This window comes from Trinickia acidisoli (assembly GCF_017315725.1).
In the GTDB taxonomy this organism is placed as follows: domain Bacteria; phylum Pseudomonadota; class Gammaproteobacteria; order Burkholderiales; family Burkholderiaceae; genus Trinickia; species Trinickia acidisoli.
The window spans coordinates 618,286-632,388 of record NZ_JAFLRG010000002.1 but is presented as its reverse complement, the minus strand read 5'-3'; the positions used below and the strand labels follow the sequence as shown (position 1 = coordinate 632,388).

Genomic DNA, 14,103 nt, shown 5'->3' with positions numbered 1-14,103 from the left:
TTCATCGGGACCTCAGTTCGTGACGTTGAGAATGCGTCGATTCGTGACGATCGAGCGGCTGACCGGATCGACGGCGACGATCGTTTCGCCGGGCTGAAGCGACTGCCCGACGGCGAGTTTCTGGTTGCCGAGCTGAATGACTCCGTTTCCAAGGCCCGTCAGATTCAACGATTGTGCCGATACCGTTTCGACCGGCAGCGAGGCGACGTCTACCTGCGCGGTATTCTTCGCTGCATCGAGCGCGGGATGAACGGCCCTCGCGCTCGAGGCCACGTCCGCAATTTGCTCATGCGGCACACGCGATGCCGGTGGCGCTTTTTCCAATGCCCCGAGCTTCGACTCGACCGTCTGTAATTGAGCTGAAAGCGCGGCGATTTGCTGCCGATTCGTATCGGCAACCGATCGCCATGCGGCCGCTTGCGTGTCTCGCTCCGCACGTTCTTGCTGCAGTACCTGAGTCAACTGCGTGAGCTTCGATGCGGCCGAGGCGCTTTCGGCGCTCGCAACACTCGTGGGCGCGGCAAGTGCGAGATGCGCGATATTCGGGCGTGCCGCCGCAACGGGCGCGTTGGCCGCGCTGTAATGCTGATAGCCATGCCAGGCACCGAATCCTGCCGCCGCAATCGCCGCCGCAATGAGCAATCGTCCGGCCGCCGTCAACTCGACGCCGCTTGCAGCGCGCCGCCCGCCATCTCCCGCTCCCGCGGCTTGCAGTGTGTTTTCCATCCGTGCCTCGATCTAGCTTGGCGCGCCGAAAAGGCGCAAATCGCACGACTCGCTTAATTTCGTATCGATTGCATCATACGCACTGAAAAACATGAAGGCAAGTATACGTTTTGCACTCGAGCGATACGCACGCCATGCTCTTCGCCGCGCGACGTGCGAGGTGGTCCCATGCACCGTGACGATGCCGGGCACCTCGCAAGCGCGCGAGCCGTTAGACGACGATTTCGATGTCGGGATGAAAACGCGCGGACGCGCGCTCGATCAGCGGATATCCCACTCGGAACGACGTGGCCGTCAATGGCTTGTCGTGATAACCGGTGATGACGGGATGAGTGACGATGTGGATGTGCCGGAACGGTTCGAGTTCAAGCAGGCGCGGTAGCAAATCGGGCCGGCGTGCGACGAAATCCGCCGGCCGCGCCCATTCGTAGCGCGTTTTGCCGCGCTGCCCTTCGTCTTCGACGACCCATTGCTGCCAGTATTCGGCAATCCACGCGATCAACTCTTTCGAAGCGCGGAAAAGATTGAGTACGTCATGGTCCTTGACGAGTTCGGGAGGCAGCACCTTCGGATAGAGCGGCAACTCGAAGCCAGCCAAAAGATCGACGACGATCATCTCGAGGCGTTTCGCATCGGCGTATTGCCGCGCGTACATCATGCTTTCCATTCGCTGATGCCCGGAAAGCCCGGTGATATAGCCCGGTATGCGCCGCGCAAGCGGCACTGTGATCTCAGAGATATTCAGTTGAGCCGGCAGATTGCCCGGTTTATAGAACATCACGATGCTGACGTCGATGCCGGGACGCTTAGCTTTTATCATGCGCTCCTCGTCTAGTCATCCTTGCGCCAAGAGCCGCGCGCCAGCGGGTCGCGTATCCCCTGCCTCACCGCTACCTCGCGCGCAATCGATTCGAGCACCTGGCGCTTCTTCTTGCCGGACTCCGTAGGCAATCGGTCGGTCGCTTCGATAAGCCGCTCGACCGGTTTGCTGATGCCACCCTGACCGCCGTCCCACCGATACGACGCTGCCTTCTCGCGCCCATGCGTCGTGGCGAAGAGCGCTTTGTCCGTCGGATTGTCGGGGTCGTAGCCGAGATCGACCATGTGTTGTCGGATATTGATGACGCGCCGGATCGGTATCGTCGACGGGTTGCGCTCATAGAAATCGAGCAGAATGCAAACCGTGTTATCGGTCAAAACCGCGGACGGATTTTTTTGCAGCGCCGTCCACTTGGCCCGCTGCAGTCCAAAGATTTCGCACGCCGAGCTGATCGAGAGGCCATACTTCACACGAAATTTCTCGAGGTCGAGCGCGAGGATCGGCCCCTTACCCATACTTTTCTGCGTCATGATGCAGGCGCCGTCCCGTCGATCGACTCGCGTTTACCCCGTGCTTGCATCATCAACTCGCGTCTGTGCGCGACGCTCGTACATACCGTGATCACGTACTCGAACGCTGATCCTGCATTACTGCAAACCATGCGGCGCTCCCTGTTCGATTATGTATCCGCCACATTATACGCATCCGCGCCGTCGAGTTGAACACCGACGGTAGCCTCATCTCGCCCGCGATCCTAGGACTTAAGTCAGTTTATTAAGGGTAGCTGCGCTCAGCGTGACCGCCACGCGACCAGACGGCCCCGTACGTCCGTATGAATGAAGTCTCGCTGGTAGAAGCCCACGCCGCCTTGCCGCGATAGGTAGGCCAGACGTCCCATGTATTCGCTCGGAATCGACGGCGTGCTGAAATCGCCGGCACGAAAAACGCGGTGCGCATCCGGCAAATGGTAGGACGAAAGTGCGCCTTCGAAATAAGTGTTGGTCTCTTTCGTGCGTAAGCCCGAGTGGATGTCGAACCGGACGTGTCGGCCGTATGCGGCCAGCCATGCTTGCATCCACGACCACTGCTGCAACAGACGCCAAGCCGGCACCCCAACGATGCCCGCGCGCACGTCGCGCAACATCCATGCGATTGCGCGAAAACCTTCGTCGGTGGAATAGTCGATCGTGGCTTCGTCGCCGCCGCGACGCACCCACAGCAACGTGGGCACGGCACTGCCCGCCTGCACGGCGGCGCGCGCCGGCGTCATGAATGGGGCCAACGTTACCGCCGCCGCAAACGATTTACAAAACGCGCGTCTGGTCAGTATCACGACTTGCCTCCCTCTACAGCGGCCGCCATCGCCTCGATGCGCGCGAGCAGGGCCTGCAATTCACGCTCGGCCAACGTGATCGGCGGCTTCGACCACGTCAATTGAGCCGACACCTGTGCTTCGATCGTCCGGGTCGAGGCAAGCGGGTCGTGGCGGCCGAGCGCGGCCTCGACCTGCGTCAGCCTATCGATCGTCTCGTCGGTAAACCCAACAATCGTCGTGCCCGATGCATCATCCGCGGGCTTCTCGCACAACGGCGGGCGCTGATAGAGCGCGCTGCGCGACGGAACCGGATCGGGTGCGCTCGCTTGCACATCAGATGCCGCGTGATCGGTACTCGCGTGAGCATGAGTGTGCGATGGCTCATGCGATCGTATGCCCGCATCGGCCGGAGCAGCGGGATCCGGCGGTGCCTGAGTACGCACGGCGGGCTGCGGCGTCGACGCGTCGTTCGACTCATCGACGATGCGCCAGTATCGCCCGCCTCGATCGGCATCGTTCGCCTTCATCGCGTCGATGGCCGCCACATAGTAGGCAATGCCACGTTCGGTCGACGGCACGTCTGCCTTACCCGATTCGATATCGCGATATGTCTTGCGGATGGCCTCGATGACAGGGTCGACCGTTCGCGGGTAAGCCGGTGCTCGGCCCGTACGCAATACTGCTTCGATGCGCTGCGCCCCGCTCGATTTACCGGGCGCTGGAGCGCCGCGTCGCGTGCGCACCGGCAGGTCGGCAAGCGGCGGGCGATCGACCTGCAAGAACCGATTCAAGCGAAACGGCAGCTTGGTTTTTTCGATCGAATGAAACCATGTAAAGCTGCGCGCCCGCGTGACCTGATCCTTGAAGATGAGCACGCCTTCCATTTCTTTCAGCGCTTTGAGCTCCTGCAAATCGATGCGGTCGCGCCGCTGAATCGAGCCCGTCAAATTGCGCCGATAGTGCGCGGACGTGAAATGATTGACCGAGCCTTCGAACGAGCCTACCTCGACCGATATCGATTCGCCCGCCACCTTCTTGAATACATCGAGCGTCTTGTCGGGATCCTCGAGCGCCAGCGAATATTTGATCTTCGTATTGGCGATCATCGAATCGACTTCGTCTTTGTTGTCGCCTTTCGCCATGGCGGCGATGTCTTGTCCCGCGGCGATCATCATGAAGCCGAGGCTGCGCGCTTGCGCGAACATCAACGCGATGCCCTCGGCGAAGTAATACCCGAGTTCGTCCATCGTAATGATGTACGGCGCGGGGGAACGCGTCGCCTTCGTATCGATGATGTCCGCATACGTACCCTCGAGCTTGTGCCCGAGGTTCATCGCCATCATCAACCGGATACTCGACACGATGAGCTTGCCGAGATTCGCCGCCTCCTGCGCCGATTTCTCGAGCGTCGGGATCATGACGACCAGCACGCGGCGATTGAGGAGGACGTCCATCATGTCTACTTCGGAGTACTTATCTTTGAAGATGGCCCCATACGTGTCCATCAACATCGACAGCGTGCGCGCGTATTGCCCCGTCAGATAGCCGTGCTGATCCCAGACCGTTTGGTCCCATTTGTCAGGTTTTTCCGCGTATTCGGAACGAAAGCCGGGCAAGCCCGTCTCTAGGTAAGCCTTGATCGGCAAGAATGCGAATTCGGGAATCTCGCCGCGCTTGCCCTTGAGGTACAGCTTGACGAGGTTGGGCAGCGCAAGGTATTCGCGAATGACGCCGATCGACAGCGTCAGATTGCCGACGGCGCGCTCGTAGCATAGCGTGCGAATCAGCGCGTCCATCATGTTGACGGCCTTCTGCTGCCATTGCGCGCCGTCCCCCGTCGCCTTCGGCAACAGCGACGAAGACAGTTGAGACAGAAAGTCGGGACTGCCTTCGTACCAGGGATTCGTGCCGTTCGACGTCTTTTCCGTCGAGCGCCTTTTGCCGTACGGATCCGCGCCGCCGGTCATGAAATTGAGCACGAGATAATCGTCTTCGCGCCCCACGCGTCTGCACAGTCCCCATACCGATGCGTGAAGACTCGAATCCGCTTTACCGTCCGAATAGAAGAACCCCGAGCCCCAGGCCAGCGCGTTGAAGCACAGCGACAATAGCGTCACCGTCTTGCCGGAGCCTGTGGTGCCCATCAGCAACATGTGCGTGCGCGCGTCGTCGTTCGTCGCCCATAGTTCCTTCAAGTGCTCGCCGCGATCACTCGAGCGTTGGTTGCCGAGATAGAGAATGCCGTCGGCAGGCCGCCGCTCCACGAGTTCGCCTTTGCCGTTGGGGTTCGGCTTTTCGACGTCGAGCGTCGGGTCGATTCCACCTAGATCTTTCGGGTAACGCATCGGCAACGTCTGTCGCTGCATGACGAACCACGCGTGGGTCAGCAGCATCGCCACCGTGATCGGCAGCCAAGCGAGCGCAAGCACGCATGCCGCCGCCGCCATGCCGAGCTGGAACTTGGCATAGTTGCGCGGATCGAGCAGCCACCCGGAAAAACGTTCCGACAGCGTGCGCGGATCGAGCGTGATCCGTTGCTGATCGATTTCTTGCCAGCGCGATGGCCCGTATCGCTGCGCCATATGCGGGGCTTACCGTGCAGCCGCTTGGATGCGGATCGCGTTGGCCGTCGCGCCGGCTGCGAACACGGTGCCGTCGCCGCCGACGACGCGCGGTGTCGAATCGAAGCCGAGCGATTCGAACGTGTCCATGTTCGCTTTCAGGCCGCCGTATCCGTTTTCGCAATCGTCGCCCGCTACCGGGTCGCTCGTCTTCGCGCGGCTCATCGTCATCATCCATTTCTGCTTGCGATCGGAAGCGCACAAGATCTGCGATGCAATCTTCGCCGATCCTTCCTGATACGCGACGGGCAGCACATAGATGGAGAAATCTCGAGCCAAATCGTTGATGTGCGCTTCAAACCGGCGGCAGGCAGGGCAGTTGGGATCCGAATAGACGTAGAGCGTCTTTTTCGGCGTCTGATCATCGAGCCCGAAATGGATCGACGCCATCGCCCGAGCCTTGGCTTGCATCGTCGCTATCGGTGCCGATGCGGCCGTATTGGCCGTATTGGCCGTCGCGCTCGCGACAGTCGGCACTGGGGAAAACGAGGGTTCGGAAGTCGGTGCCGATGCCGCGCGCGCCGCTTGGATGGCAGCCGAGTTTGCCGCAGCAGCAGCCTGCGGCGACACCGCGGGAAAGCCGAACGCGCTCGGATTGTCCTGCGCCAAGCGCGCGAGCTTGTTCAAGTCATCCAGTGCCGCATTGTGCGAATTGAGGAACTGCACCACCGACATCGTCGCCATGAACATGAGAAACGGCGCGCCTACCCAGAGCATCAGGCTTCGCCAAATCCGAAATCGTCGCTGTGCAACCGCCGAGCGCCGTAGTGCCGTTTCGATCATCGCGAGCGCCCGCTCGGCGTCTTCTTCCCTCGCGAAGCGTTCGATCAACGCAATCTTCTCCTCGCCTTCGATCTCGCTGATGAACACGAGGCCATGATTCGCCTGCCCTTGCTCGGGGGCTTCGGCCGCTTCGGCGGGTTGCATTTGGCCACGCGAGATCGAGAACGCGCCTGTCGCCGCTGCCGTACCGCAGGCAAATCGCGTCCGCGCCGCGGCACGCAGATAGCCTGTCTTGGCAAACGATGTATACACCGTCCCGTCCGCCTCGATCAGCACGACGTCGCGCGCGCGTGCGTCGCCCCGTTCGAATTTCAGTCGCATAGGTTTTCCTTATGGTTTGTCGGGTTGCGACACCGTCAGCAAGCCGGTTTCCTCGAGGTATCGATGCAAGCCGTCGAGCGCGTCTTCGACGTGAGGACCGCTCAACACGCAGCCGTTTTCCCACGCGACTTGCTCGGCCTGCCATTGGTTGAATACGCCGGCCGATTCCATGAACGGCACCTTGCGGCCTGCCGTGTTGAGCGGATACCAGAGCGCGCGATCGAGCGGCTTGAGCCAAATGAACGTCGACGACGGCAGCACCCCAAGTTGGCGCGCCTCGACGAGCAGCGCCATCAGCAGCGTTCGCGGATACCGATGCTTGCGCAGCCAGCGCTTTGCCTGATCCGTGTTCTCGCAACGCCTGAAGGCGTCATCGGCCAGCTTCAGATTCGGTTTCGATTGCGCATTCTCGGCGCTGTAGTTCAACGCATCGACGAGCGCCTTCGACGATTCGACATCCTTGAAGAACACTCGCAAACCGAATACGGCGAAGAGCGCGCGCTCGACATTGCTAAGTTGTCCTAATGAATCGATTGGCTTGCCGAGTTGCGCCACCAGCAGCGTACGCGCACGATCGATCTCGAATCGCCCGTCGACGATCAGCCGATGCTGCGTGACCCATTCCTCTGGGTGGATCGAAGATGCCCATTCGCGCGAGCGATCGTTCGACAAGTCGCGCCGCAACACGGGCGCGACCGCCGAAAAGCTTTTGCTCTGCGCCTCGAGCAGCGACTGAACGCTATGCACGCGCCGCGCGCGCACCACCGGATGACGCAGTGCGCGATAGGCGGTCCAACTAGCGAACGCAACGGGAATGGCGAGATAGAAGGCACCGATCCGCCAGGCCAGCATGAACATCTCCGGAAACGAGACGACATTCGCGTAGCGGAAATAGACAGCCAATTGCCCCCGAAGCTCGCTCGCCGCAGCCGACCAGGCCGACAGGGGCCGCGCCTCGGCATCGCAGAAGATCATGAGCGCCCGGACGATCGCACCGTGCTTCAGATGCCAAAGCGCGAACAGCGCGCATCCGAATCCGACGGCGGCGATGAACGCGGCCGGTGTCGAACTACGCGGGCTTACCTGATCCGACATCCGAACTCCTGTGCGGCCCGCGCCACTCGCATGACGTATCGGTCGTGCTCGCCCGGCGTGCGGCTATGGTAGTTGCCGACCCCGGCCCAAAAGTTGCCCGTCGAATTGATTTCGTAGCGGATGATGTAGGCGGACCCGTTCACCGCTAGGCAAGCGTTATCGGCAAGCTCGGGGGCCGTGATGCCGAACTTGCGCTGAAAGTAGTTGGCCCAGACGGTATTGATCTGCGTGACACCGTAATCCTTCGTCCCGTTGCTGTTGCCATGCACGAGCCCCGGCCGCAGGTCGCCGCCCGACTCGATTTGATGGACTGCCTGAAGGATGCAGGATGGGACCTGATACTTTTGCTCGGCTTGGGCGACGCAATAGTTGAAAGTCTGCGCGGGCATCGGAGGAAACGGCAAATAAGGCACGCTATCCCCTCGCTTCGCGCTTGTTGACGGCGGACAGCACGTCGGCCACGCGTTCCGCGCTGAACAACACGGCATATTGGCCCGCCTTGCGTATCAGTTCCAGGCGTTGGCTCGCTTCCGGCAGCGTGTCGATGTGATGCGGCCACTTCAACTCGATTGCGACGGCAACAGGAATCGCAACGCTGAACGGCACGGCGCCGAAAAACACGTTCAAATCGTCATCGCAGTTTTCAAGCTGATCGCGGTTCATCGCGCGCACGAGCGCCGCCACGCGCGCGGCCGCGCGCTCGAGGTCCGGACGATCCCACCCCGGCACTGACCCGTCGGCGTGCGCTTCGTCGATTCGACGCGCGACGATGCCGCCAAGCGGTGATGTCAGCAAGTCGATCAAATCAGTCCTCGGCGTACCAAGTCCACGGGCCATTTGTGTTACGATCCGTCATTCATTTTTACGTATGCTACATCTTATACGGAATTTTTGTCAAACCAGGAAACCTGGCTGAAGCCGCCGATTCGCTTAGGAGATCAAGCAAACATGGCCAATCACGGTAACGCGCAACGCCCGAAAATGCCGAATCGCCCAGGCAGCGCGGCACGAACAGATGTACTGGAAACGACGACCGAGCTTGCTGGCGATGCGCTCGAAGCGGCATCTGACTCGCCGCATGCCACGTCGATGAGCGGCATCGAGTTGCTCGTCGAAATCGCGAAACTCGTCGACCAAGTGCTGGCTTCCGGTGCTCCTGCCGAAAAGCACCATCACGCAGAGCCGGTCGATCCGAGACGCTGCGTCGACCCGCGCAAACGCGTCCTGCCGCGCTAGGGGGCAATCGCGTGGTCGACCGCCCGCGATGTGCTCATTCATGCTCAAGCTCCGGAACTACGGTCCGGTCTATCCTGTCTTCGCATAGGGTCGCATCGAAGTACGTGACCTGCGGCGCTAGCCGCTATCGGACCCTTTGCTCGTCAGGAGAATTCATGCAACGTCGTCGATTCATCGCAATGACCGGAGCCGCACTCGCATCGGGTGGGCTTTCGCTGGCCGCATGCACGACCACGCCGCCCTCGTCGTCGGGCACACCGCAAGCGGATGCCGGGCGGCGAGCAACGATCGATGCCGATGTCGAAGCGACGCTGACGCGGCTCTACGCGACGGTGCACGGCTCGCGCGAACTCGTCGGCAACGCGCACGGCGCGCTGGTCTTCCCGTCGGTCATCTCGGCCGGTTTCTGGTTCGGTGGGCAGTACGGTCAAGGTGCGCTGCGCGTCGCGGGGCAAACGAGCGGCTATTACAGCGTCGCCGCGGCCTCGTTCGGATTGCAGATCGGCGCGCAGTCCAAAGCGATCGTCATGCTGTTCATGACGCAAGAGGCACTCGATAGCTTCACGCGCAGCCAAGGCTGGGCGGCCGGCGTCGACGCCACGGTCGCCGTGCTGCGCATCGGCGCGAACGGCAATGTCGATACGTCGACGGCGACGAGCCCGGTCGAGGCGTTCGTCTTGACGAACGCCGGCCTCATGGCGGGCGTTTCGCTCGAAGGAACGAAGATTTCCAGGCTGATTATTTGAGCGGCGCGCTCGAACACGCGCTGCCGGTCAGCGCGAGCGCCGCCGACGCACCGCTTGCGCCAACGCATCGAGCACGGGCTCGGTTTGCGCCCAGCTCAAGCATGCATCGGTAATCGACACGCCGTGGCGCAACGGCACACCAGGTTTCAGATCCTGCCTGCCGGCTTCGAGATTGCTCTCGACCATGACGCCCACGATGCGCCGTTCGCCGCCCGTGAGCTGCTCGGCAATGTCGTTCGCCACGTCGATTTGCCGCTCGTGCGCCTTGCCCGAGTTGGCATGCGAGCAATCGATCATGACCTGTTCGCGCAGCCCTGCCTTGCCGAGGGCGCCGCAACATTCCTCGACGCTCGCGCGATCGTAGTTGGGTCCGGTCTTGCCGCCACGTAAGATCACATGCGCGTCTTGGTTGCCACGCGTTTCGAAAATCGCGGCCATGCCCATCTTCGTCATGCCCATGAACGCATGGCTTGCGCGTGCGGCCACGATCGCGTCGGCTGCAATTTGCACGCTGCCGTCGGTGCCGTTCTTGAAACCGATCGGACAACTCAATCCCGAGGCAAGCTGACGATGGCTTTGGCTCTCCGTCGTGCGTGCGCCGATCGCACCCCATGCGATCAAGTCGGCAATGTACTGCGGGCCCAGTAGGTCGAGAAACTCAGTGGCCGCGGGTAGGCCCAACCCATTGACGTCGAGCAGCAACCGCCGCGCCGCACGCAAGCCTTCGTTGATTCTGAAGCTGCCATCGAGCCGCGGATCGTTGATGTAGCCCTTCCAGCCCACCGTCGTGCGCGGCTTTTCGAAGTAGACGCGCATGACGACGAGCAACTCCTCGCTCAATTCGTCGGCAGCAGCCTTGAGCCGGTGCGCGTAGTCGAGCGCTTGGTCATGATCGTGGATCGAGCACGGGCCGACGATAGCCACGAGCCGATCGTCGCGTCCATGCAAGATCTCGCCGATGCCGGTGCGCGTGCTTTCCACGAGCGTCTGGACCGCCGGCGGCACAGGCAATTCGTCTTGCAACAACGCGGGCGAGATCAACGGACGCACGGCCCCGATGCGAACGTCGTCGATGCGCGTGGTGTCTTGCGTCGCGTCGGCGTCGCCGACCTCTCGATCGTGGGAAGGGTTGTCGATGCTTCTCATAGCCGTCTTACTTGTCGTCGCCCTTGATCTGCGGCAACGCCGACGATTCACCCGGCGTCAGCAAACCGACTTGCGAGTAGATGCGCAGCTTCTCGCGCGTGTCGGTAATGTCGAGATTGCGCATCGTCAACTGGCCGATACGATCGCGCGGCGAGAACGTCGATTGCACCTTCTCCATCGACAACCGCTCGGGCTGATACGTGAGATTCGGCGACTTCGTGCCGAGAATCGAATAGTCGTTGCCGCGCCGCAGCTCGATCGTCACTTCGCCCGTGATCGCGCGCGCGACCCAACGCTGTGCCGTCTCGCGCAGCATGATCGCTTGCGGGTCGAACCAGCGGCCTTGGTAGAGCAGGCGGCCGAGACGGCGACCGTTGTCGCGGTACTGCTCGATCGTGTCTTCGTTGTGGATGCCGGTGACGAGACGCTCGTAGGCGATGAACAGCAATGCGAGCCCGGGGGCTTCGTAGATGCCGCGGCTCTTCGCTTCGATGATGCGGTTTTCGATCTGATCGCTCATGCCGAGGCCGTGACGGCCGCCGATCCGATTGGCTTCGAGCAGCAACTCGACGGCGTCGGCGTATTCGATACCGTTCAATGCCGTCGGACGTCCTTCCTCGAAACGAATCGTCACTTCTTCCTTGGCGATCTGCACGTCGTCGCGCCAGAACGCCACACCCATGATCGGGTTGACGATCTTGATGCCGGACTCGAGGCTTTCGAGGTCTTTCGCTTCGTGCGTTGCACCGAGCAAGTTCGAATCGGTCGAGTAGGCCTTTTCAGCCGACATCTTGTATTCGAAGCCCGATTGACGCATGAATTCCGACATCTCGGAGCGGCCGCCGAGTTCGTCGATGAACTGCTGATCGAGCCACGGCTTGTAGATCTTCAGGCTCGGATTGACGAGCAGGCCGTAGCGATAGAAGCGCTCGATGTCGTTGCCCTTGTACGTGCTGCCGTCGCCCCAAATATTGACGCCGTCTTCCTTCATCGCCGCGACGAGCATCGTGCCGGTCACGGCGCGCCCGATCGGCGTCGTGTTGAAGTAGGTGACGCCGGCCGTCGAGACGTGGAACGCGCCGCATTGCAGGGCCGCGATGCCCTCGGCGACGAGTTGCGCGCGGCAGTCGATCAGTCGCGCCCCCTCGGCGCCATACTCGATCGCACGGCGGGGAATCGAGTCGTAGTCGTCCTCGTCGGGCTGGCCGAGATTGGCGGTGTAGGCGTACGGGACGGCGCCCTTGAGCTTCATCCAGTGCAGCGCGGCGCTCGTGTCGAGGCCGCCGGAAAAGGCGATACCGACCTTTTGACCCGTCGGGAGGCTTTCAAGAATTGTGCTCATGAGGGAAACCGTTCAATCGAAAATAGAGGGTAAATCGCGTTAGCCGGCCATTCGAAGCCCGCACGCCGCGCCCGCGCCCGGACGGATGCAGGCGACGCGCAAAACGCTATTGTAGCCGGTGCACGGGCGCACCTGCCGCCGGCGCGGCCGTCACCGCAAAATGAGCCGTGACAAACGACCGCCGACGCGCGCAATATTTTCGACGCCGCCTGTCCGTCGGACTGCCGCTTACGCGTCATTGTCATGGCGGCCCGATGTCGTCGCAGCCGCCGCAACCCAATCATGGAGGCTCATATGCAATACCTATTGATGATCTATTCGGCGGAAAGCGACTGGGACCGGCTGACGGAAAGCGAGCGGCAAGAAAAGGTCGCGGCGTATCAGGCGTACACGGAATCGTTACGGAAAGCGGATGTCGTCGTCGGCATGAACCGGCTGCAGCACACGAATACGGCCACTACCGTACGGCTCATCGACAGCAAGCCGCAGGTGCTCGACGGGCCGTATTGCGATTCGAAGGAGCAACTGGCCGGCTACTATCTGATCGACGTACCGAACCTGGACGCGGCGATCGCGTGGGCGGCGCGTTGTCCGGGCGCGAGCCACGGGGCCATGGAAGTACGCCCGATCTGGACGATCCCCTACGAAGCGGCGCCTACCGCATGAGTCCGTCCGGCGGCGCCGACTGCGATGCGGACAGCGCTGCCCGTTCGATCGCGGAAGCCGTCGCGCGCCGTAGCTACGGCAAGCTCGTCGCGCTGCTGGCGATGCGTACGCGTGACGTGGCCGCGGCCGAAGACGTATTGGCCGACGCGTTCGCCGCGGCGCTCGCCGACTGGCCCAAGCACGGCTGTCCCGCGAATCCCGAGGCGTGGCTGATGACGGTCGCGCGGCGTCGGGCGATCGATCGCGCGCGCCATCGCAATGTCGGCAACGAATTGATGAATCAGTTCGCCCTACTTGCCGACGAAATCGACGACAGCGACGCTAGCGCCCTGCCCGACCGGCGTCTCGCGCTGCTGTTCGCGTGCACACACCCGGCGCTCGAGGCTGCAATCCGCACGCCGCTGATGCTGCAGGTCGTGCTGGGGCTCGATGCGAAGACGATCGCGTCCGCATTCTTGACCTCGCCTGCCGCGATGGGCAAGCGCCTCGCGCGGGCGAAGAACAAGATTCGCGATGCGGGCGTTCCGTTCAGCGTGCCCGAGCGCGACGAACTGCCCGGGCGGCTTGCGGCGGTGCTCGAAGCCGTTTATGCGGTGTATGCGGAAGGATGGAGCGACCCGGCCGGCAGCGATACCGTGCGACAAGATCTCGCAGGGGAAGCGCTGTTCCTCGCGCAACTGCTCGCCGAGCTGCTGCCGGAGGAGCCCGAAGCGCTCGGCCTGCTTTCGCTGATGCTGCATACGCACGCCCGCCGCAACGCTCGGCGCGATGCGGCGGGCGACTATGTGCCGCTGTCGGCGCAGAATCCGGCAGCCTGGAATGCGCCGATGATCGCCGCGGCTGATGCGCTGCTACGGCGCGCGAGCACGTTCGGGGTCATAGGACGCTTTCAGCTCGAGGCCGCGCTGCAATCGGCGCACGTGCACCGTTGCCGGACAGGCCGACCGAACTGGGGTGAGGTCGTGCAGCTTTATGATGCGCTGCTCACGGTCGCGGCATCGCCGGTGATTGCCGTGAACCGCGCGCTCGCATTGGCGGAACGCGACGGCCCGCAAGCGGCGCTCGATGCACTTGCGCCGTATGCCGACGACTCACGTCTCGCCGAGTATCAACCCTATTGGGCCACACGCGCCGATCTGCTCGCGCGGGCAGGCGCAACGGCCGAGGCGCTCGGTGCGTACGATCTGGCAATCGGTCTCGAGCGCGATCCCGCTGTGCGGCGGTATTTGCAGCGCCGACGCGCACAGTTGGCGGCGGCTGGCCGTTAGTCGAGTCGCTCGAACTGG

The 14,103-nt window shown here is 62.3% G+C and carries 15 protein-coding genes; 4 read left to right on the top strand and 11 right to left on the bottom strand.

Features of this window, described 5'->3' with window-relative positions:
* Positions 1-12 precede the first annotated feature (12 nt).
* The 9 genes from J3485_RS21380 to J3485_RS21340 all read right to left on the bottom strand — a co-directional run bounded on the left by J3485_RS21380 (position 13) and on the right by J3485_RS21340 (position 8,518).
* Positions 13-726 carry a hypothetical protein gene (locus J3485_RS21380; RefSeq protein WP_206956322.1) on the bottom strand — a complete coding sequence of 238 codons (714 nt, stop codon included), beginning with the start codon at positions 724-726 and terminating at the stop codon, positions 13-15.
* 211 nt (positions 727-937) lie between these two features.
* Positions 938-1,546, bottom strand: coding sequence for a hypothetical protein (locus tag J3485_RS21375; RefSeq protein WP_206956321.1), 609 nt, complete (start codon positions 1,544-1,546; stop codon positions 938-940).
* An 11-nt stretch (positions 1,547-1,557) separates the two neighbouring features.
* The gene (locus J3485_RS21370) at positions 1,558-2,076 is read right to left on the bottom strand and encodes a hypothetical protein (RefSeq protein ID WP_242538876.1); all 519 of its coding nucleotides are present in this window, start codon (positions 2,074-2,076) and stop codon (positions 1,558-1,560) included.
* A gap of 260 nt (positions 2,077-2,336) precedes the next feature.
* On the bottom strand, positions 2,337-2,879 hold the full coding sequence (locus J3485_RS21365; RefSeq protein WP_206956320.1) for a D-Ala-D-Ala carboxypeptidase family metallohydrolase: 543 nt from the start codon (positions 2,877-2,879) through the stop codon (positions 2,337-2,339).
* On the bottom strand, positions 2,876-5,443 hold the full coding sequence (locus J3485_RS21360) for a type IV secretory system conjugative DNA transfer family protein (protein WP_206956319.1): 2,568 nt from the start codon (positions 5,441-5,443) through the stop codon (positions 2,876-2,878). The genes J3485_RS21365 and J3485_RS21360 overlap by 4 nt, the downstream gene beginning before the upstream one ends.
* Before the next feature lie 9 nt (positions 5,444-5,452).
* Positions 5,453-6,586 (bottom strand): thioredoxin fold domain-containing protein, encoded by a 1,134-nt coding sequence (locus J3485_RS21355; protein ID WP_206956318.1) that lies wholly within the window; start codon positions 6,584-6,586, stop codon positions 5,453-5,455.
* Between the two features lie 9 nt (positions 6,587-6,595).
* On the bottom strand, positions 6,596-7,681 hold the full coding sequence (locus J3485_RS21350) for a secretion/conjugation apparatus DotM-related subunit (RefSeq protein ID WP_206956317.1): 1,086 nt from the start codon (positions 7,679-7,681) through the stop codon (positions 6,596-6,598).
* A complete protein-coding gene (locus J3485_RS21345; protein ID WP_206956316.1) occupies positions 7,666-8,094 on the bottom strand; it encodes a lytic transglycosylase domain-containing protein in 429 nt (142 codons plus the stop codon). The genes J3485_RS21350 and J3485_RS21345 overlap by 16 nt, the downstream gene beginning before the upstream one ends.
* Position 8,095: 1 nt before the next feature.
* Positions 8,096-8,518 carry a hypothetical protein gene (locus tag J3485_RS21340; RefSeq protein WP_206956315.1) on the bottom strand — a complete coding sequence of 141 codons (423 nt, stop codon included), beginning with the start codon at positions 8,516-8,518 and terminating at the stop codon, positions 8,096-8,098.
* A 111-nt stretch (positions 8,519-8,629) separates the two neighbouring features.
* Between J3485_RS21340 and J3485_RS21335 the strand changes: the two genes are divergently transcribed.
* Positions 8,630-8,917 carry a hypothetical protein gene (locus J3485_RS21335; protein WP_206956314.1) on the top strand — a complete coding sequence of 96 codons (288 nt, stop codon included), beginning with the start codon at positions 8,630-8,632 and terminating at the stop codon, positions 8,915-8,917.
* Between the two features lie 155 nt (positions 8,918-9,072).
* A complete protein-coding gene (locus J3485_RS21330) occupies positions 9,073-9,663 on the top strand; it encodes a BPSL1445 family SYLF domain-containing lipoprotein (protein ID WP_206956313.1) in 591 nt (196 codons plus the stop codon).
* A 27-nt stretch (positions 9,664-9,690) separates the two neighbouring features.
* Here J3485_RS21330 and J3485_RS21325 read toward each other — a convergent pair whose 3' ends face one another.
* Both J3485_RS21325 and argG read right to left on the bottom strand, forming a co-directional pair.
* Complete coding sequence (locus J3485_RS21325) at positions 9,691-10,809, bottom strand: 3-deoxy-7-phosphoheptulonate synthase (RefSeq protein ID WP_206956312.1); 1,119 nt, start codon at positions 10,807-10,809, stop codon at positions 9,691-9,693.
* 7 nt (positions 10,810-10,816) lie between these two features.
* Positions 10,817-12,151, bottom strand: coding sequence for an argininosuccinate synthase (gene argG / locus J3485_RS21320; RefSeq protein ID WP_206956311.1), 1,335 nt, complete (start codon positions 12,149-12,151; stop codon positions 10,817-10,819).
* A gap of 294 nt (positions 12,152-12,445) precedes the next feature.
* Here argG and J3485_RS21315 point away from each other — a divergent pair, with 294 nt between their 5' ends.
* Together J3485_RS21315 and J3485_RS21310 are read left to right on the top strand one after the other, a co-directional pair.
* Positions 12,446-12,817 carry a YciI family protein gene (locus J3485_RS21315; RefSeq protein ID WP_206956310.1) on the top strand — a complete coding sequence of 124 codons (372 nt, stop codon included), beginning with the start codon at positions 12,446-12,448 and terminating at the stop codon, positions 12,815-12,817.
* Positions 12,814-14,085, top strand: coding sequence for an RNA polymerase sigma factor (locus J3485_RS21310; protein WP_206956309.1), 1,272 nt, complete (start codon positions 12,814-12,816; stop codon positions 14,083-14,085). The genes J3485_RS21315 and J3485_RS21310 overlap by 4 nt, the downstream gene beginning before the upstream one ends.
* Positions 14,086-14,103 lie beyond the last annotated feature (18 nt).

Bases quoted from the DNA above. Each gene is read 5' to 3' on its own strand.
- J3485_RS21325 (WP_206956312.1), bottom strand. From the start codon at position 10,809: ATGAGAAGCATCGACAACCCTTCCCACGATCGAGAGGTCGGCGACGCC.
- argG (WP_206956311.1), bottom strand. From the start codon at position 12,151: ATGAGCACAATTCTTGAAAGCCTCCCGACGGGTCAAAAGGTCGGTATC.
- J3485_RS21360 (WP_206956319.1), bottom strand. From the start codon at position 5,443: ATGGCGCAGCGATACGGGCCATCGCGCTGGCAAGAAATCGATCAGCAA.
- J3485_RS21380 (WP_206956322.1), bottom strand. From the start codon at position 726: ATGGAAAACACACTGCAAGCCGCGGGAGCGGGAGATGGCGGGCGGCGC.
- J3485_RS21350 (WP_206956317.1), bottom strand. From the start codon at position 7,681: ATGTCGGATCAGGTAAGCCCGCGTAGTTCGACACCGGCCGCGTTCATC.
- J3485_RS21340 (WP_206956315.1), bottom strand. From the start codon at position 8,518: ATGGCCCGTGGACTTGGTACGCCGAGGACTGATTTGATCGACTTGCTG.
- J3485_RS21375 (WP_206956321.1), bottom strand. From the start codon at position 1,546: ATGATAAAAGCTAAGCGTCCCGGCATCGACGTCAGCATCGTGATGTTC.
- J3485_RS21315 (WP_206956310.1), top strand. From the start codon at position 12,446: ATGCAATACCTATTGATGATCTATTCGGCGGAAAGCGACTGGGACCGG.
- J3485_RS21310 (WP_206956309.1), top strand. From the start codon at position 12,814: ATGAGTCCGTCCGGCGGCGCCGACTGCGATGCGGACAGCGCTGCCCGT.
- J3485_RS21335 (WP_206956314.1), top strand. From the start codon at position 8,630: ATGGCCAATCACGGTAACGCGCAACGCCCGAAAATGCCGAATCGCCCA.
- J3485_RS21370 (WP_242538876.1), bottom strand. From the start codon at position 2,076: ATGACGCAGAAAAGTATGGGTAAGGGGCCGATCCTCGCGCTCGACCTC.
- J3485_RS21330 (WP_206956313.1), top strand. From the start codon at position 9,073: ATGCAACGTCGTCGATTCATCGCAATGACCGGAGCCGCACTCGCATCG.
- J3485_RS21355 (WP_206956318.1), bottom strand. From the start codon at position 6,586: ATGCGACTGAAATTCGAACGGGGCGACGCACGCGCGCGCGACGTCGTG.